24 protein-coding genes are annotated in these 22,248 nt (G+C 58.4%); 8 read left to right on the top strand and 16 right to left on the bottom strand.

Features of this window, described 5'->3' with window-relative positions:
- Position 1: 1 nt before the first annotated feature.
- Positions 2 to 262, top strand: a complete 261-nt coding sequence (locus ACIQT8_RS05340; protein ID WP_138795601.1) for a hypothetical protein — start codon at positions 2 to 4, stop codon at positions 260 to 262.
- A gap of 174 nt (positions 263 to 436) precedes the next feature.
- Complete coding sequence (locus tag ACIQT8_RS05335) at positions 437 to 973, top strand: DUF1269 domain-containing protein (RefSeq protein WP_138795600.1); 537 nt, start codon at positions 437 to 439, stop codon at positions 971 to 973.
- Between the two features lie 57 nt (positions 974 to 1,030).
- Here the strand turns inward: ACIQT8_RS05335 and ACIQT8_RS05330 are convergent, their stop codons facing one another.
- From ACIQT8_RS05330 to uppC, 6 genes are all read right to left on the bottom strand, one after another.
- The gene (locus ACIQT8_RS05330; RefSeq protein WP_400964085.1) at positions 1,031 to 1,663 is read right to left on the bottom strand and encodes a hypothetical protein; all 633 of its coding nucleotides are present in this window, start codon (positions 1,661 to 1,663) and stop codon (positions 1,031 to 1,033) included.
- 162 nt (positions 1,664 to 1,825) lie between these two features.
- Complete coding sequence (locus ACIQT8_RS05325; protein ID WP_138795598.1) at positions 1,826 to 1,975, bottom strand: hypothetical protein; 150 nt, start codon at positions 1,973 to 1,975, stop codon at positions 1,826 to 1,828.
- Between the two features lie 63 nt (positions 1,976 to 2,038).
- Positions 2,039 to 3,298 carry a polysaccharide biosynthesis O-antigen ligase family protein UppF gene (gene uppF / locus ACIQT8_RS05320; protein WP_400964083.1) on the bottom strand — a complete coding sequence of 420 codons (1,260 nt, stop codon included), beginning with the start codon at positions 3,296 to 3,298 and terminating at the stop codon, positions 2,039 to 2,041.
- Entirely contained in the window at positions 3,295 to 4,851 is a 1,557-nt protein-coding gene (gene uppE, locus ACIQT8_RS05315) for a polysaccharide biosynthesis glycosyltransferase UppE (RefSeq protein WP_400964081.1), read from the bottom strand. Before uppE ends, uppF begins: the two co-directional genes overlap by 4 nt.
- Before the next feature lie 120 nt (positions 4,852 to 4,971).
- Positions 4,972 to 6,108 carry a polysaccharide biosynthesis type 4 glycosyltransferase UppD gene (gene uppD, locus ACIQT8_RS05310; protein ID WP_400964079.1) on the bottom strand — a complete coding sequence of 379 codons (1,137 nt, stop codon included), beginning with the start codon at positions 6,106 to 6,108 and terminating at the stop codon, positions 4,972 to 4,974.
- A 17-nt stretch (positions 6,109 to 6,125) separates the two neighbouring features.
- Positions 6,126 to 6,698, bottom strand: a complete 573-nt coding sequence (gene uppC, locus ACIQT8_RS05305; RefSeq protein ID WP_138795594.1) for a polysaccharide export protein UppC — start codon at positions 6,696 to 6,698, stop codon at positions 6,126 to 6,128.
- 222 nt (positions 6,699 to 6,920) lie between these two features.
- Here uppC and ACIQT8_RS05300 point away from each other — a divergent pair, with 222 nt between their 5' ends.
- Positions 6,921 to 9,191: an exopolysaccharide transport family protein gene (locus ACIQT8_RS05300; RefSeq protein WP_400964077.1), complete on the top strand. Its 2,271-nt coding sequence runs from the start codon at positions 6,921 to 6,923 to the stop codon at positions 9,189 to 9,191.
- 38 nt (positions 9,192 to 9,229) lie between these two features.
- Here ACIQT8_RS05300 and ACIQT8_RS05295 read toward each other — a convergent pair whose 3' ends face one another.
- Together ACIQT8_RS05295 and ACIQT8_RS05290 are read right to left on the bottom strand one after the other, a co-directional pair.
- On the bottom strand, positions 9,230 to 10,486 hold the full coding sequence (locus tag ACIQT8_RS05295) for a GNAT family N-acetyltransferase (protein WP_400964075.1): 1,257 nt from the start codon (positions 10,484 to 10,486) through the stop codon (positions 9,230 to 9,232).
- A 101-nt stretch (positions 10,487 to 10,587) separates the two neighbouring features.
- Entirely contained in the window at positions 10,588 to 10,800 is a 213-nt protein-coding gene (locus ACIQT8_RS05290; RefSeq protein WP_138795591.1) for a DUF2842 domain-containing protein, read from the bottom strand.
- Positions 10,801 to 11,065: 265 nt separating this feature from the next.
- On the opposite strand from ACIQT8_RS05290, the gene ACIQT8_RS05285 reads away from it, so the two are divergent.
- Positions 11,066 to 12,169 (top strand): COX15/CtaA family protein, encoded by a 1,104-nt coding sequence (locus tag ACIQT8_RS05285; RefSeq protein WP_400964396.1) that lies wholly within the window; start codon positions 11,066 to 11,068, stop codon positions 12,167 to 12,169.
- A 1-nt stretch (position 12,170) separates the two neighbouring features.
- On the opposite strand, the gene ACIQT8_RS05280 is transcribed toward ACIQT8_RS05285, so the two are convergent.
- The 6 genes from ACIQT8_RS05280 to ACIQT8_RS05255 form a co-directional block, all read right to left on the bottom strand.
- Positions 12,171 to 13,013, bottom strand: coding sequence for an aminoglycoside phosphotransferase family protein (locus tag ACIQT8_RS05280; protein ID WP_400964073.1), 843 nt, complete (start codon positions 13,011 to 13,013; stop codon positions 12,171 to 12,173).
- The gene (argC, locus tag ACIQT8_RS05275) at positions 13,010 to 13,936 is read right to left on the bottom strand and encodes an N-acetyl-gamma-glutamyl-phosphate reductase (RefSeq protein WP_400964071.1); all 927 of its coding nucleotides are present in this window, start codon (positions 13,934 to 13,936) and stop codon (positions 13,010 to 13,012) included. The genes ACIQT8_RS05280 and argC overlap by 4 nt, the downstream gene beginning before the upstream one ends.
- Positions 13,937 to 14,009: 73 nt before the next feature.
- Positions 14,010 to 14,963, bottom strand: coding sequence for an agmatinase (gene speB / locus ACIQT8_RS05270; protein WP_138795587.1), 954 nt, complete (start codon positions 14,961 to 14,963; stop codon positions 14,010 to 14,012).
- 128 nt (positions 14,964 to 15,091) lie between these two features.
- Complete coding sequence (gene rpsI / locus ACIQT8_RS05265; RefSeq protein WP_051795849.1) at positions 15,092 to 15,559, bottom strand: 30S ribosomal protein S9; 468 nt, start codon at positions 15,557 to 15,559, stop codon at positions 15,092 to 15,094.
- A 2-nt stretch (positions 15,560 to 15,561) separates the two neighbouring features.
- Positions 15,562 to 16,026 carry a 50S ribosomal protein L13 gene (gene rplM, locus ACIQT8_RS05260; RefSeq protein ID WP_138795586.1) on the bottom strand — a complete coding sequence of 155 codons (465 nt, stop codon included), beginning with the start codon at positions 16,024 to 16,026 and terminating at the stop codon, positions 15,562 to 15,564.
- Between the two features lie 246 nt (positions 16,027 to 16,272).
- Positions 16,273 to 17,109: an EamA family transporter gene (locus ACIQT8_RS05255; RefSeq protein WP_400964070.1), complete on the bottom strand. Its 837-nt coding sequence runs from the start codon at positions 17,107 to 17,109 to the stop codon at positions 16,273 to 16,275.
- 837 nt (positions 17,110 to 17,946) lie between these two features.
- Between ACIQT8_RS05255 and ACIQT8_RS05250 the strand changes: the two genes are divergently transcribed.
- From ACIQT8_RS05250 to ACIQT8_RS05240, 3 genes are all read left to right on the top strand, one after another.
- Positions 17,947 to 18,381 (top strand): CoA-binding protein, encoded by a 435-nt coding sequence (locus ACIQT8_RS05250; protein WP_138795584.1) that lies wholly within the window; start codon positions 17,947 to 17,949, stop codon positions 18,379 to 18,381.
- 74 nt (positions 18,382 to 18,455) lie between these two features.
- Positions 18,456 to 19,739 (top strand): O-acetylhomoserine aminocarboxypropyltransferase, encoded by a 1,284-nt coding sequence (locus ACIQT8_RS05245; protein ID WP_400964068.1) that lies wholly within the window; start codon positions 18,456 to 18,458, stop codon positions 19,737 to 19,739.
- 23 nt (positions 19,740 to 19,762) lie between these two features.
- The gene (locus ACIQT8_RS05240; RefSeq protein ID WP_138795582.1) at positions 19,763 to 20,119 is read left to right on the top strand and encodes a cupin domain-containing protein; all 357 of its coding nucleotides are present in this window, start codon (positions 19,763 to 19,765) and stop codon (positions 20,117 to 20,119) included.
- A gap of 20 nt (positions 20,120 to 20,139) precedes the next feature.
- On the opposite strand, the gene ACIQT8_RS05235 is transcribed toward ACIQT8_RS05240, so the two are convergent.
- Both ACIQT8_RS05235 and ACIQT8_RS05230 read right to left on the bottom strand, forming a co-directional pair.
- Positions 20,140 to 20,841 carry an LrgB family protein gene (locus ACIQT8_RS05235; RefSeq protein ID WP_400964066.1) on the bottom strand — a complete coding sequence of 234 codons (702 nt, stop codon included), beginning with the start codon at positions 20,839 to 20,841 and terminating at the stop codon, positions 20,140 to 20,142.
- Positions 20,828 to 21,247 (bottom strand): CidA/LrgA family protein, encoded by a 420-nt coding sequence (locus ACIQT8_RS05230; RefSeq protein WP_400964064.1) that lies wholly within the window; start codon positions 21,245 to 21,247, stop codon positions 20,828 to 20,830. Before ACIQT8_RS05230 ends, ACIQT8_RS05235 begins: the two co-directional genes overlap by 14 nt.
- Positions 21,248 to 21,354: 107 nt before the next feature.
- On the opposite strand from ACIQT8_RS05230, the gene ACIQT8_RS05225 reads away from it, so the two are divergent.
- Entirely contained in the window at positions 21,355 to 22,236 is an 882-nt protein-coding gene (locus ACIQT8_RS05225) for a LysR family transcriptional regulator (RefSeq protein ID WP_400964062.1), read from the top strand.
- Positions 22,237 to 22,248: the final 12 nt, after the last annotated feature.

Below are 22,248 nucleotides of genomic sequence, written 5' to 3'. Positions count from 1 at the left end.
CATGGCGAAGAAAGAGAAGATCGAACATTCCGAGTTTTCGGGCGAGTTCGAAGACGACGGCATCACGGTACTCGTCGATATTTACCGACCTGCCGGCACACAGCAGGACTGGACGCTGGAGGTCATCAGCGAAGAGGACGACGTGACGACCTGGGAAGAGAATTTCGCCACCGACAAGGATGCCTGGGAAGAGTTTCTGGCAACCTGCGAAAAGGATGGCATCAGAAGCTTCCTCGACGGCGAAGAGCCATCCGTGCACTAAGGTTTTACTCAGAGCATAAAAATTAAAAAGGGTCGGTGCAGCGATGCATCGGCCCTGATTTTTACCGCGCATTTACTGTCAAACGCCCGACACATCTTCTCTTCAGCATAGACGGGAACCTGCTGCGGTCCAAAACGTTCAGTTGCAGGCAATCTAAACTCAGGGAGATAGCTCATGTCCGAATTGGTGGTCGTCGGTTTTGACGGGAAAGAAGAAGCTGACCGCGTTCTTCTCAAGCTTGCGGGTCTGAAAAAGGAATATCTGGTCGATCTCGAAGACGCAGTCGTTGTCGTTCGTGATGAATCCGGCAAGGTGCATCTGAAGCAGAGCGTCAATCTGACGGCACTTGGTGCGAGTTCCGGCTTGCTGTCTGGCGGCCTTTGGGGGGGCCTTGTTGGCCTGTTGTTCCTCAATCCGCTGGCAGGTTTCGCCATTGGTGGCGTTCTCGGTGCGGGCACGGGCGCGCTTGCCGGTTCGCTTGGTGATTACGGCATTGACGACGACTTCATCAAATCGCTGGGCGAAACCATTCCAAACGGATCGTCTGCCCTGTTCGTGCTGATCCGCAAGGTACAGCCGGAGAAGGTGATGGCTGAGTTCGAAGGACTGCGCGGTCGCGTCCTGAAAACCTCGCTTTCGCCAGAGCAGGAAGCGCAACTGCAAAAGGCGCTGTCTGGCAGCTCCGTGGAAACGCCGGCTCCTGCTGTCTAATCAAGGTTTTGGCGATACGCCGCAGCACTCTGCGGCGTGTCGCAAAATCTCGTTGCATCAAACCGTCACGGTATTTGCGTCTGCCTTGGGCCAGGTCAGATAATAATAGTGGTCGCCCACACTGCCGAAAAACGCATTGCTGCCGGAAGTCGCATCCGTATAGGCGCCGGTCGATGAGCGGACATAGCTGCCGCCTTCACGCTCGAGCCGCTGTTTCAGAAACTCGCTCCAGCCCATGCTGTCGATCTGCGTTCTGGCTTGCGTCGTCACGTCGTTTTCATCCGACGGGTCCCAGGCGGTCATCTGAACGCCATTCAGCGGGTCCGAAACGGTAAGGGTTCCTTTTTCCAGCGCCGCCAGCATTTCCTTCGCCTGTTCGGCGGTTGCTGTTTCTTCCGCCAGCGCCTGAAGTTTCTTCTTCAGGCTGGTCATGAAATCGGCCGAGGTGATGTCAGTGGAAACCGGCGTCGAATCGTCTGCTTCGGTGGTTTCTCCCGATTGCTCCGAAAGGCGCGTCAGCAGATTGTTCAGCGTTGTGGTGGTCGAGGCCGAGGTATCGATACCGTAGGACGAAAGAAGCTGTGTGCGCTGGTTGGATGCGCTTTCTGTTGCGTCTTCCTGTTCCTTGATGGCCTTGAGTGCCAGTTTTGTTGCCGTCAGTCGTGTGGAAAGGTCGATGGAAGATACCATGTCGATCTTGCGTCCTGAACAGGCCAACGCGTTTCATGCGCATCGACCTCATGTTGGTGGCGCGGGCCACTCCTTGGCTTCTCACATCAGAAGTCCGGTCACGACGTTTTTAAACGTCTGCGACCGGTCTATTGGGGCAAGGTTGCCTCACGCTTGCGTATATTATTTCTGCTCGACGGAGACACCGTTCGGGCCGATGTTCATCTCAATGCCCTGCGGTTTGCTTTCTTCATGCCAGACATAGGCGCCAAGGCCGGCGATCACCACAACCAGCGCGCCGATGATGAGGTAAAGATTATTGGTCTGAGTCATGCAAATTATCCCCGTATGATCGTGATATCGCGGGATAAACGCCGATGATCAGGGAAAGTTCCGTTACGGCAGGCGAGGGGACGCGGCCAGTGTTCGGCGTCGTTTCAGGGTCTCGCGTTTCTCCAGCGCCATGCATCCCCAGATCACGCCAAGCAGCAGGAAAAAATGCCGCCAGTGGTCGGTATCGATGACATTGCCAATCAGCACGTGACCAACGAAAGTCACCCAGGCGATAATCAGGAACGGTTGCCACGGCCGCTCACGCAGCAGGTTGTTGAAGCCCGCCGCAATCGTCCAGCAGACCATCGCCAGATAGATGACGAAACCGAACCAGCCATGCGTGGTCAGGCTTTTCAGCCAGATATTGTGTTCGGCCGCGGGAAAGATGTCGTCGAACACCATCGGGCCGATCCCTAGCGGGTGTTCCATCGCCATCAGGAAACCAAGATAGTGGCGGGCAAAGCGGCCGAGGTGCCCACCGTCATAGGACTGGACGGCAGATGCACGGTTGGAGAACAGATCCGCGACCTGCTTGAATTGCAGGGCAATGATGACGGCCGCCACCATGAAAGCGACTGCCAGAAGAAACAGCACAAGAATTTTCAGCCGAAACGCCGAGGTGCGCTCCTTGAGCAGCATCACGAACACCAGCAGGACCGCTGAAAACAGAAAGAGGCCCCAGGCTGCGCGCGAGAAGGACAGGAAGATGCCGAGCGCCAGCACCAGCAGCCCGGTAATACGCCAGGGCGCATGCATCGTCTTGCCGGTAAGCAGGCCGTAGATCAGGTAGAGCGACGGCGCCACCAGGAAGGGACCGAAGACGTTCGGGTCCTGAAATGCACCCTTGGCGCGGTCGTAAAGTGTGAAGACCTCAAAGCCGGGCAGGGCGTGGAAATAACCGAGAATGCCGAGCATTGAAGTAATCAGCGCGGCCGCAAGCCAGGCGCGGAAGATCAGCAGAAGTCGCTGATATTTGTCTTCGATGATCGCGGCGTAGAAAACAGATGTCAGCGCCAGAAAGGTCGATACCGCAAGATAAAGCGGCCCCTCATCCAGATTGGCCATGGTGGTCAGCGACAGATATCCACCCACATTGAAGGCCAGCAGCAGAGACAACAGAATGACGACGGTGCGCGACAGGCGCAGGCCGAGCAAAAACCACAGCGCGACCTGTCCCACCATCATCAGTTCGTAAGGCGCAGGTTCCGAGATGACGAATCCGGACAGAAACACCCCGAACGCGATAAAGAACGAGCCGATCAGCCGCATGGTGGCCAGCGGCGCATCAAAATCCGGAGCGTGCTGGTAGGCGGCTTTGGTCAATAGGCGTTTTCCGACTTGAGCAGGCGTATGGGCGTCAGGAACAGGATCTTCAGATCGAGGAACAGCGACCAGTTCTCGATGTAATAGAGATCATATTCGGTGCGGAACTTGATCTTGTCGCCGTGGTCGATTTCACCGCGCCAGCCATTGATCTGCGCCCAGCCCGTAACCCCCGGCTTGACCTTGTGTCGGGCAAAATAATGCTCCACCACCTCGGTATATTTCAGGTCGCCCGTCTGCGCATGAACGGCATGCGGCCGCGGCCCGACGAGGGAAAGATCGCCGCGTAGAACGTTGAACATCTGCGGCAACTCATCGATCGATGACTTGCGCAGGAAACGTCCGACCGGCGTGACGCGCGGATCGTTTTTCGTCACCGCCTTCTTGGCGGTCGGGTCGCTGAGCTCCGTATACATGGAGCGGAACTTCCAGACATTGATAGTCTCGTTGTTGAAGCCGTGACGCTTCTGCATGAACAGCACGGGACCTTTCGAGGTCGCTTTCACGGCAATCGCCGCACCCAGCATGATCGGCCACAGAAGGACGATGGCAATGATGCTGAACACGATGTCGAAGATGCGTTTTGCCACCGAATCCCAGTCGCGGATCGGCTTGTCGACAACATCCAGCATCGGCACTTCGCCGACATGTGAATAGGAGCGCGGGCGGAAACGCAGCTTGTTGGCGTGTGCGGCAATGCGGATATCCACCGGCAGCACCCACAATTTGCGCAGCAATTGCAAAATGCGCGCTTCAGCACTCAGCGGCAGGGCAATGATCAGCATGTCGAGCTTCGTCAGCCGGGCAAACTCCACCAGTTCGGCAAAGGTGCCAAGCTTGGGATAGCCGGCGACGACATCGGGCGAACGACCGCTGCTTTTTCTGTCGTCGAAAATGCCGCAGATGCGGATATCGTTGTCGGTCTGCTGTTCGAGAGAGCGAATGAGATCCTTGGCCATGTCGCCACCGCCAACAATCACTGCGCGGCGTTCCATCACGCCGTTTCGCCACCAGTGGCCGATGGCAAAACCAAGAAGCGTGCGGCCGGCAAACAGTGCGATGGCGCAAAGCGCATACCAGGTGACGAACATGTCCCGCGAGCGCGGCGTATCGGGAAAGAACACCAGCGCAAAACCGGCAATCAGCGCGAATGACAGGATGACGGCGCCCTGAACCCGGAAGAAGACCTTGAAAGGAGCACGCAACGCCGGAAGCTGGTAGCAGTCGCCAGCCTGCATGAACATCACGCAGGCAAGCGCGCCGAGCAACCCGCCGACAAACCAGTGGGCAAAACCGCCGGCACCATCATAGGCGGCAAAGCCGTTGACGGCCGCCGCGATCACGGCAAGAAGCGCGAATTCAAAAATCCGCAATTGGCCGATGACCATGTTGGGGGAGTGATTTCCGGCGCGAAGCTGGCTGGCAACCTGCCGCGCAAGCGGATTGAGTTCGACGCTTTCGGAAATGGAAGCGTCTCTATTGTCGCGTTCGGACATTTTCTTGCGGAACGAAATTACATCGAATTCGTGCCGCTCTTCATTATCCTTGCTCATCGCTACAGCCCACACCCTTTACGAGCGAAAATCTAGTCCAAACATACTAAGAAACGTTTATGGCAGCGATTATTAACGCTGCGTGCAGTCAGGGCGTGTAACTTTGGGGCTGGCGGCGTCTCAGGTCAAAGAGCGATAGAGCGTCAGCATATCTGCGGCCATCACCGGTGTGGAAAACTGCGCCTTGAAGTCCTCGGGTTTAGGCATGACCCGATCTGCCCAGACGGGGTCGCTGGCATCCTGAACCATGATTTTGGCCAGAGCGCCGGAATCGCCAGCGGGTACCAGCGCCTCGCTTTTTGCGCCCAGCACTTCGGGAATGCCGCCAACGCGCGAGGCAATGACTGTCTTGCCGGCCGCGAGCGCCTCCAGAACGATATAGGGCATGGCTTCCGCGCGGGAGGGAACCACCACGGTCGACGCCATTTCAAAGGCTTTGCGGGCCGGCATGGCCGCATGCATGGAGATGCGGCGCGAGAGACCGGCACGGGCAATCATTCCGGCATATTTGTCTCTGTCTGGGCCATCGCCGACAATCACGCCGGACAACGTCTTGCCCGTCATGCGCTCCGCCTTGGCAAAGGCATCGATAAAAACATCCGGCCCCTTCAGGTCGCGCAACATGCCGATATAGAGAAATTGCGCTGCACCCTCTTGCGTCGGCACGGTCTCGAATTCGTTTTCCTGAACGCCATTGTAGATCATCGCCGTGCGGGTGCGCGGCTTTCCGACCTTCGTTTCGTAAGTCTCCTGTTCGAACCGGCAGACGAAGCAGAGCGCGTCGGTAAAACGCTCCTGAAATCGTTCGATCCGAAGGAAGAGCTGACCCTTGAGGCTGCGCCTGTCATAATGCAGGCTGCCGCCGTGAGGCGAATAGAGGCGGGCGACGCGATACCTGTTTACCCGCAGCAGTGAGCCGATCAATCGTGCCAACACGCCGCCCTTGGCGCTGTGTCCGTGCAAGATGTCCGGCCGCAAACTCTTGATGTGTTTATAGGAACGCCACAGCGCAAACAGATCTCCAGGGCTGATCGAGCGCCGGATTGGCAGCCGTGTCAGCCCGAGTTCCAGCATCGGAGCAATCTGGGCAAAAAGCTTCTCTTCATAGACGCCGCCGGTCGAACTGTCGCAGACGATGCCGACTTTGTGGCCTTGCTTGACGTGTTCTTCGATGAGGTCGCGCACATGGCGGAAGACACCGCCCACAGGGGAGCGGAAGCAGTGAATGATGCGTAGCGGAGGCCCGTCATTCGACATCGATGCTGTCCCGCCCGTCAGAAAAAGCGTTCGCGAACATAAACCGTATCACCCGCCAGGATCGGTGCCGTAATGCCGATGCGGCCGGTGATGACATCGGCGTTGATTTTGCGGGTGATATCGACATCGGCCTGGTTGGCGCGCGAGGTAAAGCCGCCGGCAATGGCGATGGCATTTTGCGCCGTCATGCCGGGCACGTAGGAATATTGACCCGGCCGGCCAACTTCGCCCATGATGAAGACAGGGCGGTAACGATCGATCTCGATCGTGACATCAGGATCGCGCAGATAGCCCTGGCGGAGTTTGGCAGCGATTGCGGCTTCGAGTTGCGGCAACGTTTTGCCGCGGGCGGAAACCTGGCCGACGAGCGGGAAGGCAACATAACCGGCCTGATCCACGGTATAGGTGTTGGTCAGCCCGGCCTGTTCGAAGACATTGATGCGCAGCCGATCACCGCTATCGACGTGATAGGGTTGCATGGCAACCTCATGGAATGCTTTCGGCGCGGGTTGATATGCCGCGCATCCCGAAAGGGCCGACAGGGCGGCTACAATGAGTGCTGTGACATGTCGTGATCCGGCGAGCGGCATTTCGTCAGGCTCCGAGTCGTTCAATGACCATTGTTATCGGTCTGTTAGGGTTAATGGCCGGTAAACGGCAGCGCGTATGGCCGATGAAATCGGCTTTATTTTGCGCGATTTGCGTCGGTTGTTTGCCGGATTAACTGTTGTGTTACCGGCAACACTTAAGCTTTGCGCGAAATTGGTGATCTATATTTGAACAAACGGGGTTGCCCCGGCTATGGAGCCCGTATGAACGGCGAGCGCATGGACGACAGGGATGTGGATATCGATCTCGCCCGGCTGATGTCGGCGATATGGGAGCGAAAGGGGCGCATTGCCCTGATTACGCTTCTCGCGGGCGGGGCTGCCTTTGTCGCATCCAGCATGATGGCGCCAGCCTACAAGGGCGAAGCGCGCGTGCTGATCGAATCCCGCGCGGCATCCTTTGGTGCATCGCCGCAGTCGAACACGCCTGCCGAACCTGCGCTGGATGAGCTGACCGTTTCGAGCCAGGTGCAGATCCTGCAATCGGTCGACCTGATCAAACAGGTGGCGCGGGACATGAAGCTGCACGAGCTCAACGAGTTCGACCCGGATGCAAATCCATCCTTCCTTTCGCAATTGCTTGTCTCCGTTGGTCTGAAGCGCGATCCGCTGCAGGTTGCGCCGGAGGAACGGGTTCTCAAGGCTTTCAGGGAAAAGCTGCAGGTCTATCAGCTTGAAAGTTCGCGCGTTATCGCCGTCGAGTTCTCCTCGCAGGACCCCAAGCTCGCTGCCGCGATCCCGAACGAGATGATGAAGGTCTACATCGCGCTGCAAAGCGGCGCGAAGCTGGACACCAGCACCGAGGCTGCCCGCTGGCTTGAACCGGAGATCGCCAGTCTTCGCGAAAAGGTGCGTGACGCCGATCGCAAGGTTGCCGACTATCGCTCTTCCTCCGATCTTCTGTCGGCCGGGCAGGGCGAAACGCTTGCCACACGGCAATTGAGCGATGCCTCGACCGAACTTGCCCGCGTCAGAACGGAACGGGCCAATGCGGAGGCACGCGCCGAAAGCGTACGCAATGCCCTCTCAAGTGGCCGCCCGCTCGACACTTTCCCGGATGTGGTCAGTTCGCAGATGATCCAGCGCCTCAAGGAAAGCGAGGCGACGATCCGTAGCCAGATTTCCGATCTTTCATCTTCGATGCTGGAAGGCCATCCGCGTATCAAGGCGCTGCGCAGCCAGCTTGATGGCATTCAGCGGCAAATTCAGGAAGAGACACGCAAAGTTCTGGCGAGCCTTGAAAACGAGGCGAATGTTTCGCGGTTGCGGGAACGTCAACTCGTGCAGCAGATGAATGTGCTGAAATCCGAAAGTGCGCGCGCTGGCGAGCAGCAGGTCGGATTGAACGATCTGGAGCGCGAAGCTGCAGCCCAGCGTCAGTTGCTGGAAACCTATCTCGCCCGTTACCGCGAAGCGACCTCTCGCGCCGGATCGGCAGAATCGACGCCTGCCGACGCCCGTGTCATTTCCTCGGCCGTCGAGCCGCGCGAAGCCTATTTCCCCAAAACAGGGGCGATCACCATCGTCGTGACGCTGGCGACCTTCCTTCTCTCCTGCATCGTGGTGATGCTGCTGGAACTGTTCACCGGTCGCGCCTTGAAGCCGGTTGGTCGTGCGCCTGCGCCAGTCGCTGGCGACAATCCCAACCGTATTGCCGCCGCAGAGGACAGGAACGAACGCGCCGACGAGGCGGAATTGATGGAAACGCCAAAGGCGGAAGAAAAGCCGCCGGTCGTTGCGCCGCCGGCTTATGCCGAACCGGCACCCGCCACCGCGATAATACCGCCAGTGGTGGCGCCTGCCGCTATCGCGGAAGAAAAGCCGCAGGCCGCCGCCGTCGCCGCAGCCGCGCAGGAAGAGATTGCCGCAGCGGAAGACGATGACGACCAGGGCGAATTTTCGGTTGATGCCGTTGCGGCATTCCTGGCGGCACGGGTTGCCAAACCTGTGGTCGCGGTCGTGTCTCCGACTGGTGATAGCGGTTCCACAACCACAGTCATGCTGGCCCGTGCTCTTTCCGAACTCGGCCGTTCCGTCGTTCTAGTGGATATGACGGCGTCCGCGTGCCCGACCCGCCTGATGGCTCCCGACACCGGCCTTCCCGGTATCATGGACCTGTTGGCTGGTGCAGCCGCATTTGGCGAGACGATTCACAGCGATAGGCTGTCCGATGCCCATATTGTGCCGCAGGGTAATGCGCAGCCGCGTGAAGCGATGCGCGCCATCGACCGGCTGACGATGATCATCAACGCGCTGTCTGATGCCTATGATACGGTTCTCGTGGAATGCGGCGCGGTCCAGATTCAGAGCCTTGAGAAGATGTTGCGGCGTATGCCTGCCGAAATCGTCGTTTCCGTTCCCGACACGAAAGATGTCGTGCTGGAAAAGACCCTCGGTGATCTGCTCGCGCATGGCTACGAACAGGCTCTGCCGATGTCGGGAATGCGCAAGCGCGATCATCTCAGCGCCGCGTGAGCGCAGATGGCGTTTCTTACATCGATGGGATCTTGATCCTAATCGTCCCTGGAGGCGGCTGATCCGCCTCCATCCCAGGTGCGGGCACGCAGCCGCTGGATTAGCGCATAAAGCGTCGGGTTGGTTTTGATCGCACTCTTGGTTCTGGCAATCGCCACGAACACAGACGCTGCAAGCCGGCCTTTCAGTGTCAGCGGCAGGAAGATATCGTGCTGCACCGTCATCATCGGGCACCAGCTTCGTTTGTAAAGCTGGTCGCCGACGCCGAAATCGAACAGCACGGCCTTTTCCTGACAGGCCCGCTCTATCATCAGCCAGAACAGCAATTCGCCGGGGCTCAGGTCCTTGGCAACCGTTTCATCGATCGAGCCGAACTGGCAGATCACATGGTCCTGTTTGCGCGAAAGACCGGCAACCGCGGCAATCAAACCTTCATTTTCGCCGTGAAGGCGGATGGCGTGCAGCTCGAGCGCGGTGTCAGTCCCGGCCGGTTCGACGGATGCCAGGTCGTAGAAGAAGTCCTTGACGGCTTGGTCGCGGAAAACGTCTGGTATGCCCTGCGATGCAAACCGCGTCGATTTCTGCCGGAAAAAGGTCTGCAGCAACTGGCATTTTTCCTCCGGCGTCTGCGCGATCACGTGGGTGTAGCCACCCAGTTCTTTGGCACGTCGGCTCTGGATGCGAAATTTCTTGCGGCGCCTTTTGGCATTCACCTGCCGGATCGTGTTTTCCATGCTGCCGAGAAGCGGAAGCTGGAAGGCGGGGTTCTGGTTTTCGACAGAGGCGAGATGCGCTAGCGGGCTGGTGCGCTCACGCCAGACCAGCGGCACATTCTGCAACGCCAGAATATCGGCCTTTCCATGCAGAAGCTTTTTGGCTTCGCGGGTAATGGCTGCGGTCCTGGCGCTGTTTGCCTTCTCGGCAAAATCCGCATCGAACACACCGGTATTGATGTTGTTGAAGCGGCCGCCCGGAAAGCGCGCCTGGCGAATGCCACCCTCACGGACCAGTTCGAGTGGCAGAAGGAAAACGGTTTTGCCACCCTGACGGCCACGGATGACATGCAACGGGCTATTCTGGGTTTTCGCCCAGATGCGGCACCAGTCCAGTCCCTGATGCAGCGAGTTGAGAGCATCGCGGTCGAGAGCGTCCCATTCGGTGCGGATGGAATCGATATCGTCGACGAGATCGACGACGAGCCGGTCGGCGCGGCGCCGCTCAGGCAACGCAGAACCGTCCACCGAAGTGAACTTCGCTTCGCCATCCTTGGTCGTGACCGGCCCCACCGCCGTCATCCGCTCTCTCCGGTTGATCAGGCGAGACTATAGCTGCCACCGGCAAACAATGTCTTTATAAGCCGAAGGCAACCGCTGGCGGTAACGCGCTTTTGTCCACGCTATTTTGCCTGTTTTGACCCGGCCATCCATCGAATGATGAGCATGGCGGGCAAAATCCACAAAAGCCCGGTCAGAATGAAATAGGCGAGGTGCACCCACCAGGGGGATTGCGACAAGATCGCAGCCGCAACGGAGGTGGCCACGACGGCATAAACCACGACAAGACAGATGATGACGATGGTGCCGATGAAGGATCTGAGGCGAGGGCGCATGAGGATCAACCGAGGTTCAGGTTTCGGGCATTGAGGCGGGGTTTTGTCGTTTCTGAGGAAAATAGCCCGACGCTCCGATCCCCTTTCGGTTGTATTGCCGAAACCAAATGACGTTCACCCATGCAATGCTCCACCCCAAATGTCTTGCCCGACTATAGCGCCGCGACGGGATGCCGCAAACCCTCGGGTCTTGTTTTGCAGGGTCGGTTGGGGCTAATCAGACAGAGGCTGAACAATGGAGATCGGCGAAATGCGTTCGAGTGGCATGACGGTGGCAAACGGTTCTGTGGAGCTGGCGGTGGAAACTGCCCTGCACAAACAGGAGAAGGATCGTCGCCTTCTGCGAATCTGGTTGCGCGTGGTGCTTTTCACGCTGTTTTGTCTCGTTCTTGTCGGTGGCGCGACGCGCCTGACGGAATCGGGCCTTTCCATCACCGAATGGAAGCCGATACACGGCGCCATTCCACCGCTTTCGGTTGCCGAATGGGAAGAGGAATTCCAGCTTTACAAGCGCATTCCGCAATATCAGGAAATCAACAGGGGCATGTCCCTTGATGAGTTCAAGACCATTTTCTGGTGGGAATGGGCGCACCGCTTGCTGGCCCGCACCATTGGCCTGATCTTCGCGCTGCCGCTCGCCTATTTCTGGCTGACCGGCCGCATCGAAAAACGTCTGCGTTTGCCACTGGTCGGACTGCTGGCGCTGGGCGGCTTTCAGGGCTTCATCGGCTGGTGGATGGTGTCGTCTGGCCTCGTCAACCGCACGGATGTGTCGCAATATCGCCTTGCCACCCATCTGACGATCGCCTGTCTGATCTTTGCAGGGTGCATGTGGATCCTGCGTGGCCTGTCGGTGCACTCACCGGATGCCGCCGATGAACGCACCGGCCGGCGGTTTGCCATGGTGCTGGCCGTACTCTGTCTTTTCCAGATCTATCTCGGTGCGCTGGTTGCCGGGCTGAATGCCGGGCTCTCCTATAACACCTGGCCGCTGATGGACGGTTCACTGGTTCCGGGCGATCTCTTCCTGCAGCAGCCCTGGTGGATCAATCTGTTCGAGAACCCCAAGACCGTGCAGTTCGTGCATCGTCTGGGCGCCTACACGCTGTTTGCCGCAAGTCTCTGGCATATGGTCGGCATCTGCCGGGAGTTGCCGGGAACGCCGCATGCGCGCCGCAGTGTGCTTTTCTTCGTGCTGATCTGCATCCAGGCCGCACTCGGCATCACGACGTTGCTGATGCATGTCGATATCCACGTGGCACTCGCCCATCAGGGCATGGCGCTGATCGTGCTTGGCTTCGCGATTGCGCACTGGCGTGGTTTTATCGGTGAATACCCGCCGGCAGTCGCGGTCGAGCTTCGCGACTGATTCACAGCTGTCCGAGGACGGATTTTATCGAGACCGCGACGGAGAGTTCATCGTCGCGGTCTTTTTCATTGCCGTCTTCCTCATGCCAGGCGGCTGAAAGGCAGCCATAGGCAAAGGCGTAACGCAGGATGGTGCGCATGTCGCGCTTCAGCGTTTCGGCAAAAACAGAGGCCATGGCGGCAATTCTCTCCTCGCTGCGGGTCAGATCGAACCGGTCGAGCGGATTGGAGAACATGTTGGCGACGTCGAGTGCAGGATCGCCGATCAGGCCGGCAGGATCGATGATGATCCAGCCACGTGGGCTCTTCATGATGTTTTCGTGGTGCAGGTCGCCATGCAACGGCTTGATATCCTGCTGACTGCCAATCAGCGCCTGCGCAATGCCGGCAGCTTCGGTGTACAGGCTGTCGCGACCGGCTCGTCTGTCCTGTTCTGCCTTGGCAAACAGGCTGGCAAAATAACGCTGCAGCGGCTGCAGGCTGGCAGGCGGCGGCGTGTCCGACGGGCGGTGGTAATCGAGGAGGACCTCGGCGGCGATGCCGGTTGCTGCCACATCGCCATCCTGCTCCAGAATGTCACGCAGCGTTGTCTCGCCGGCGTGTTCCATCAGGAGGATTGTATCGGTGCGGTCGATCAATTCGACGCAGCCAATACCGCCGCGCCATGCGATGAAATCCGCACCGCGCAGGCTGTCTTCAAGCGCCTTGGGTTTGAGAGTTTTGGCAATATCGCGTGAACCGTCGGCGCGGGTCACGTCATAGACCGTGCCCGCAACCGTGTCGGCAATCTGCCTGGCTTGCGCGATCTGCCATTCGGGCGGAAAAGGCAAGCCGCTCCCGCTCATGCAGAGAGCATCAGTTCCATGTTCTGGACAGCCGCACCCGATGCGCCCTTGCCGAGATTGTCGAGGACAGCAACGAGGTTGATGTGCTCACCGGTGCCGAACACGTAAAGCTTCATCGTGTCCTTGTTGACCAGTTCCTCGGCATCGATGCGGGCAATCGCCTTGCTCTCTTCAAGCGGCACAACGGTAACGATGTCCTGGCCGGCATAATGGGCAACAAGTGCTGCATGCACGGTTTCGACACTCGCGCCGTCCTTCAGGTCGGCAACGAACAGCGGTACCTGTACGATCATGCCCTGCGCGAAGCGGCCGACGGAGGGCGAAAACAGCGGAGAACGGTCCAGAAGGCCGTGCTGTTTCATTTCCGGAACGTGCTTGTGCTTCAGCGTCAGCCCGTAAAGGAAGTTGTTGGCCGTGATGGCGTCATCGCGGTTCAGGTCTTCCATCTGGCCGATCAACTGCTTGCCACCACCGGTGTAACCGGAAACGGCGTTGACGCTGACCGGGTAGCCGTCAGGCAGAATGCCGGCGGCACGCAGCGGCCGGATAAGGCCGATGGCGCCGGTCGGATAGCAGCCGGGATTGGCGACGAAACGGGCCGAACGCACCTTGTCGGTCTGTTCCTTGTCCATTTCAGCGAAGCCGTAAGCCCAGTCCTGATGTGTCCGGAACGCGGTGGACGTGTCGATGATGCGGACATTGTTGTTGCCAGCGACCATGCCGACGGCTTCCCGCGACGCGTCGTCGGGAAGGCACAGGATGGAAACATCGGCGCCATTCAGCATGTCTTCACGCATGGCGGCGTTGCGACGCTCGGCCTCGGGAATCGACAGCAGCTCGATATCGCGGCGGCCAGCAAGGCGCGTGCGGATCTGCAGACCCGTGGTGCCGTGTTCGCCATCGATGAAGATCTTCGCTGTCATGTCCTTGTCCTGACTTTTCAGTGGGTTGTATCTGTTTTCGGATTCAATCTCTCATGCGTCGGCAGGTCTTGTCTCAACCTGCTTTCGCCAGTCGCTCAGCGCGCAGGCCAAGCATATACATTGCAACCGTCGCCCCGGCAATGGCGGTGACATCCGCATGGTCGTAAGCCGGTGCGACCTCGACCACATCCGAGCCGCGAATATCGAGCTGGCCGAGCCCGCGCAGAACGGACAGGATCTTGGCGCTGGTGGGGCCACCCGCCACAGGCGTTCCCGTGCCGGGGGCAAAAGCCGGATCGAGGCAATCGATATCGAAGGTCAGATAGACGGGCATGCCTGCCGTATGCCGGACGATCAGCGAGGCGATGTCGCTCGCGCGCATCTCCTCCACCTCATAGCCATGCACAATGTGAATGCCGAAATCGTCGGGCGCGTGTGTACGGATGCCGATCTGGATCGAGCGGTCTGCATCGATCAGCCCCTCACGCACGGCGCGCGCCACAAAGGAGCCGTGGTCGATCCGTTTGCCGTCGTCGAACCAGGTGTCCTGATGCGCGTCGAACTGCACCAGTGCCAACGGACCGTGTTTGGCCACGTGGGCTTTCAGAAGCGGCCAGGTAATGAAGTGGTCGCCTCCCAGCGTCAGCAGATAGTCCGTCTTGGAAATGATCTTGCGCGCTTCTTTTTCGATCGTCTCAGGCGTTTTCCAATGGTTGCCGTAATCGAGCAGGCAGTCGCCATAATCGATGGTCGGCATATGGGCGAACAGGTCGCGTTCGAACGGATATTGCGGGTCGTTGTCGAAAATCGCCGAAGCGCGGCGAATAGCCTGTGGCCCGAACCGTGCACCGGGACGGTTGGACGTTGCCGCATCGAAAGGAATGCCCCAGACCGCCGTTGAAACGCCCTTCAGGTTCTTGGTGAACTTGCGCCGCATGAAAGACAGCGTGCCCGCATGGGTCGGATCGGTTGCAGCCGACGTCAGTGTGGTGGCGGTAAAGGCGTGATCGATGGTTTTCGATGGCATGTGTTTCCCCGACGGTCCTGTTTACCCGCGAGGTTGCGGTTTTATCGGGCCAAAAACAAGGGCGCATGACAACGAAAAAAGGCGGAGCCGAAGCCCCGCCTTTTCGTAGTTCTGTATTCCGGAAGCGATTAACGCTTGGAGAACTGGAAGGAACGGCGAGCCTTGGCCTTACCGTACTTCTTACGCTCGACAACGCGGCTGTCGCGGGTCAGGAAGCCACCCTTCTTCAGAACAGAGCGCAGGCCCGGTTCGAAGTAGGTGAGGGCCTTGGACAGACCGTGACGAACTGCACCGGCCTGGCCGGACAGACCGCCGCCAGCAACCGTAGCGATGATGTCGAACTGACCCGTGCGAGCGGCAGCAACGATCGGCTGCTGCAGGATCATCTGGAGGACCGGACGAGCGAAGTACGCCGTGAAGTCGCGACCGTTGATGATGATCTTGCCAGAACCAGCTTTGACCCATACGCGGGCTACGGCGTTCTTGCGCTTGCCGGTCGCGTAGGAGCGGCCGAGGGTGTCAACCTTGCGGACGTGCACGGGAGCCGAAGCTTCCGATGCCGGGGCGAGGTCTTTCAGGGAGGAAAGATCGGCCATTATCAGGCGCTCCTTACGTTCTTCTTGTTCAGCGATGCAACGTCGAGAGCGACGGGCTGCTGTGCTTCGTGCGGATGGTTCGAACCAGCGTAAACGCGGAGGTTCTTCATCTGGCGACGACCGAGCGGGCCGCGCGGGATCATGCGCTCAACGGCCTTCTCAACGACGCGCTCCGGGAAGCGGCCTTCGATGATCTGGCGAGCCGTACGCTCCTTGATGCCACCCGGGTGACCGGTGTGCCAGTAGTACTTCTTGTCGGAATACTTGTTGCCGGTGAAGACAGCCTTCTCAGCGTTGATGATGATGACGTTGTCGCCGTCATCGACGTGAGGGGTGTAGGTTGCCTTGTGCTTGCCGCGCAGGCGGGTAGCAACGATGGTGGCGAGACGACCAACAACGAGGCCTTCGGCGTCGATGATGATCCACTTCTTCTCCACCTCAGCGGGCTTCTGAACGAAAGTAGACATAGTTTTCACTTTCTTTGAACCTGTCATGCGCGGTAAAAAGCGTATGCAGGCGTTTCTTGTTGCTTGGGTTGGTTGCCTTGTCAGCAACCGCAAAAGACCGCTTTCCGGCAGGAATTCAGTCTGGCGCGCTTATACGGTGCGGCGGAAAAAGCGTCAATATCGGCGATTTTCAGGGTCGTAAAAATAATCAAGCAAAAACAATGGTTTGTCTATGTGGTATTATTTTACCCCATCAAGTCGGGCCATTTAACCCAGCCGCATGACCAGAACGCCACCCACAATGATCGCTCCGGCCGCATAACGCCAGATGCTCGCCCGCTCTTTCAAGATCACCACGGAAATGACGATGGCGAACAGAATTGAGGTTTCGCGCAGTGCCGCGACCACGGCCACAGGGGCTTTTGTCATCGCGTAAAGTGCCAGCCCGTAAGACAGGATGGAGCCGCCACCGCCGATCAGCCCACGCCACCAGTAACGCTTGACGTGCTGGACAACGGGCGTGACGCCGCGTTGATAGAAAGCGAATGTGAAAAGCAGCACCGGCGGCAGAAGCGACATCCACAGCGTATAGGAAATCGCGTTGCCGGAAAGCCGCGCGCCGACGCCATCGACGAAGGTATAGGAGGCAATGACGAAAGCGTTGAGAAGGGCGACAAGAATAGCCCGTCCGCCACCGCGCCGTGCTTCGAACGCCAGGGTCAGAATACCGGCTGAGATGATCGCAATGCCAAGAAGCGCAACCGGGCTCAGTATTTCACTGAGAAACAGGCTGCTCGATGCCGCGACGATCAAAGGTGCCACGCCGCGCATGACGGGATAAACCAGGCCGATGTCGCCAATCGTGTAGGCAGCCGCAACAAGCCTGAAATAAGCAAACTGCAGAAAGGCAGATGCGATCAGAAAGGGCAGGGAAATCGGCTCTGGAAACGGCAGGAAGGGCAGGAAAGGGACGCAGCACGCAGCCGCGCCGGCTGCAATGAGAGAAGCATCGAGCGACTTGTCGGACCCGGCCTTCACCAGCGCGTTCCAGCCCGCATGCAGCAAGGCGCCCAGGAGCACCAGCAAGAAGATCTCGATTGTCACGATAGATTCGCCCGCGTCATTTTTTCTTCATCTACCGTATTTCCTGCAGGCGCGGTACTCTTCTCGATATTGATGCTGTGAGTGGCGATGTCGCAAAAGCGCCAAACCTTTCCGTCAGAAAATTTATCAGCGCAAATGCGGTGGGGCGTGCCCATTATTTAGCCTGTCATTTGCAAATTTGCTGACCTCACTGCACAGCTTGTGGTTTTGCTCCTGGTGTGTCTTCCGACATGTTTCGATCGCGATGTTACGTGAGGATGTTACGGATCAAATCGATTTGCATGGGTTCGTTTCGTCACGGTGCGAACGGCTTTCTTGGCAATGTCACAAATGAAAATGAATTTCAAAAATCGCTAATTTAACGAACTGAAACGTTTCAGGTTGATGTTTTTTTGCTGCGCCGCCGCATATCTTGAAAATTAGACCTAGCTAATGTTGCTGTGAACGGAATGAAAACAAACAGGAGACGAATGGCGGATGTTATGCACGTTTATGGTGTCGTCTAGGATTATTTTCGAGGTTGCTTGATTGTTGCACAATCTCCGCGTGAAAACTCTGCAACCTGGATTGCAATGCACCGTGAAATCATTTTGCAAAAGTTGCAGCACTTGTCCGATAAGTCGCAAATTCGCAAATCGCGCCTTCATTCCGGTCGAAGGGCAACCTAGATGAAAGAAGACCGTTACCTTTGCAGTGCCTGTGTTAAATCGTACGAGCCAGAAAAAAGGCTATGCTAAAAGCGAGGGGCTCGAAGGACGATTGTTGGAGCGGCGCATTTTTACGCAGCATCCGACGGATGGGCATGAAAAGAAGAGCGTAAGAAAGGGACAAGTCGGCATGCAACATGACCACTACAATCCGGACTACCTCCGAACGATCCTGACGAAAGTCGAAACGATTGCGCTGCTTGGCGCGTCTCCCAACCCTGCGCGGCCGAGCCATGGCGTCATGCGGTTTCTTCTGGCCAAGGGCTACCATGTCATTCCCGTCAATCCCGGGCAGGCAGGCAAGGAAATCCTGGGGCAGAAGGTCTATGCCCGTCTTTCCGATATTCCCGAGCCGGTCGACATGATCGATGTTTTTCGCGCGCCGGAATATCTCTCGGATGTCGTCGAGGAGGCGATTCTCCTGCCTGAACGCCCAGCCGTGCTCTGGGGGCAGCTTTCCGTGCGCGACGACGATGCAGCCGCCAAGGCGGAATCCTACGGCATAGATGTTGTGATGGACCGTTGCCCGGCAATTGAGTATCCGCGTCTCAATATTAAGCGATAGTTGGAACGCAACAGGCTTACCATTTGCCGCCAAGGCGTTATGATCCCTCCAAAATTTCAATTGGAGGAAACATTATGTCGAGCAGCAGTCCCGGTTTCGCCACGCTTGCCGTACACGCGGGTGCACAGCCCGATCCGACAACGGGTGCCCGCGCTACGCCGATCTATCAGACGACGGCTTATGCCTTTCGGGATTCCGAACATGCCGCTGCTCTGTTCGGGCTGAAGGAATTCGGCAATATCTATACGCGCATCATGAACCCCACCCAGGCCGTACTCGAAGAACGCGTTGCGGCACTGGAAGGCGGCACGGCAGCCCTTGCCGTCGCATCCGGCCATGCGGCTCAGATGCTGGTGTTCCACACGCTTCTTCAGCCCGGTGACAATTTCGTTGCCGCCCGCCAGCTCTACGGCGGCTCCGTCAACCAGTTCGGTCATGCTTTCAAGAATTTCGGCTGGCAGGTTCGCTGGGCGGACGCGGCCGAACCGGCAAGCTTCGAAAATCAGATCGATGATCGCACCCGGGCAATCTTCATCGAAAGCCTTGCCAATCCGGGCGGCACCTTCGTCGATATCGCCGCCATTGCCGATATCGCACACCGCCGAGGACTGCCGCTGATCGTCGATAATACCATGGCAAGCCCTTACCTCGTTCGCCCGCTTGAACACGGCGCGGATATCGTTGTGCATTCGCTGACCAAGTTTCTCGGCGGTCACGGCAATTCCATGGGAGGCGTGATCGTCGATGGCGGCACTTTCGACTGGTCGGCCACGGATCGCTACCCGGCGTTGTCTCAGCCACGTCCGGAATATTCAGGCGTCGTGCTGCACCAGACGTTCGGCAACTTTGCCTTTGCCATTGCCTGCCGGGTGCTCGGGCTTCGTGATCTCGGCCCATCGATTGCGCCGTTCAACGCGTTTCTTATTCTGACCGGCATCGAAACCCTGCCGCTACGCGTCCAGCGCCATTCCGACAACGCGCTTGCCGTAGCCAAGTGGCTGAAGTCGCATGCCAAGATCGGCTGGGTGCACTATGCCGGGCTGGAGGACAGCGACAATCACGCGATCCAGCAGCACTATTCGCCGAAGGGCGCAGGCTCTGTCTTCACCTTCGGCATCAAGGGTGGATATGAAGCCGGAAAGAAGCTGGTCGAGGGACTGCAGCTCTTCTCGCATCTTGCCAATATCGGCGACACGCGCTCGCTGGTCATCCACCCGGCCTCCACCACCCATGCGCAATTGACGCCGGAACAGCAGAAGGCCGCAGGTGCCGGCCCGGATGTCGTCCGCCTGTCGATCGGCATCGAAGACGTCAACGACATCATCGCCGATCTCGAGCAGTCGCTCGCCAAGATCTGATCCCGCCGGAGCTTGCCTTGCCCATGACGAATTTTCTGACCTTCGCGACCGATGGCGATCTTGCTGGCGTTCAACCGGAAGAGGGTGCGCCTGCGCCCGACCGGCTGGTTTCCGGTGATCCCAAATTCACGACGTGGAATCTGGAGGAGGCTTCAGGTGGTCTTTATGCCGGTATCTGGCAGTCGACGCCGGGCAAATGGCGGGTAGTCTACGATGAGTGGGAATATTTCAGCATCCTTGAAGGTCACTCCGTGCTGACGGAGGAGGGCGGCGAGCCCATCCACCTTCAAAAAGGCGACAGGCTCATTGTGCGACCTGGTTTCAAGGGAACCTGGGAAGTCATCGAAACGACCCGCAAGGATTACGTCATCCGCCTGTAACGGCGGATGATACCGTGCCGTTAACGCAGCAGCATGGCCAGGACTGGCGCAACAAGAACGTTGACTAGTCCAACAATCACCATCACCAGTCCTGCGATCGAGCCTTCTTCCTGACCGATCTGGTGTGCTCTTGCGACACCGGCGCCATGCGCGCCCATGCCGAACAGGGCGCCGCGTGCCAGCGACGACTTGAGCGGCAGATAGCGCAGCAGCGTTTCGCCAAGTGCGGCACCCAGCACGCCCGTCAGCACCACGAACACGGCAGTCAGATCGGGCACGCCGCCAATGTCCTGTGAAATGGTCATGGCGAAGGGCGTGCTGATCGATCTTGGCAAGAGGCTGAGACGCAAGGCCCCGTCGATGCTGAGAAGGCTCGCCAGCGCCCATGCGGTCGCCATCGCCGTCGTGCTGCCAACCGTTACGCCGAAGGCCAGCACCGGCCAGTACCGGCGGATCATCGCCCGCTGCTCATAGATCGGAATGGCGAAGGCGACCGTCACCGGGCCAAGCAGCAGCATCAACCAGTGTGTTGCGTGGATGTACTCGGCATAACCCGTGTTCATGGCAAGCGCGATCAAGATCAGAAACAGCGGCGCCAGAAGCAGCGGAGAGAGATAGGGTTTCGGCCAACGGCCATAAATCCGCTTCGAGACGTAATAGAGAACGATTGTTGCTGCCGACCAGAATGCCGTCTGGAAGATGAGACTGTCAGACGGGAACATGGCGTTGCTCCAGCCGCATCATCATGCGGTAGCCGAAATCGACGGCGAGCGCGGTCGAACACATCACGGCTGCCGTGCCGCCGAGAATGACGGCGAGGATTTTCAGCCCGACAATGCCGAGAAATTCCTGGTGGTCGAGAACCGCGAGAACAGCAGGTACGAAAAACAGCAGCATGTCCGCCAGCAGCCATTGCGCGCCGCCACGCATGCTTGTCGGCTTGATCTTGCCCGAGGCGAGCAGAATGAGCACGAGTGCCAATCCGGCGACCGCACCGGGAAACGGCAGATGCGCAATACGAACGATGGCTTCGCCAAGCAGCCAGAAGGCGCTGATGATGATGATCTGGAAAAGCCTGCTGGAGACAATGCGGTTGTGCAGAGTTTGTGTTGCCTTGTTTATCGTCATCTGACTGACCCTTGCTGCGACAACCTCCCTTGACCAGCACTATAGTTTGCGCCCCTATATTCTCAAAATGAATTGATTGAATACTATCAAGTCAAGATTGGAATAGTATGGAGCTGCGAACCCTGAATGCCTTTGTTGAAGTTGTCCGTCAGGGCGGCTTTTCCCAGGCTGCAAAAACCGTCTTCATGACGCAGTCGACCGTCAGCAAGGCGGTCAAGCAATTGGAGGATGAGTTGGGTCTGGTGCTTCTGGATCGGCTGGGACATCGCTCCACGCTGACGGAGGCGGGAAAGATCGTCTACGAACGGGCGATCAGGATATTGGCGGAGCGCGCCGACCTGATTGCCGAGCTTTCCGATCTGCGCGGCCTCCAGCGCGGAACCTTGCGCCTCGGTCTTCCGCCCATCGGTTCGGACATGCTGTTCGCGCCCTTGTTCGCCATTTACCGAAGCCGCTACCCCGGCATCGACATCCAGCTTGTGGAACATGGCAGCAAACGTCTGGAAGAGCTGGTCAAGGCGGGGGAGGTCGATCTCGGCGCATCGCTGTTGCCGGTGCCGGACGATTTTGAATGGCAGGATGTGCGTCAGGAGCCGCTCGAGGTGCTGATGCGCAGCAATCATCCGCTGGCGGAGCGTAGCGTGGTGGACCTGCATGAATTGCAGGACATCCCCTTCATTCTCTTCGATGCCGGTTTTGCGCTTAATCCGATCATTCTCGATGCGTGTCGGCAGGCCGGATTTTCACCCAGCATCGCCGCCAGAAGTAGCCAGATCAATTTCATCGTCGAGCTGGTCGGCGCAGGTCTGGGGGTCGGTTTCCTGCCGCGTATGATCGCGGAAAAACGTGTTCGCCCCGGTGTTGTGCATATCCCGGTTTCGACACCGGGAATGCAATGGCATATGGCGTGGATATCGCGAAAGGGCGCTTATCTCTCACATGCGGCGCGCGCCTGGCTTGATCTTGCCAGAAGCGAGACCGTCGCCTGACGAACCGCGCTC

It is taken from the genome of Agrobacterium sp. NPDC090273 (assembly GCF_044772305.1).
GTDB lineage: Bacteria > Pseudomonadota > Alphaproteobacteria > Rhizobiales > Rhizobiaceae > Agrobacterium.
Note: the sequence above shows the minus strand (reverse complement) of the source record. Positions and strands in the feature narration are given on the sequence as shown.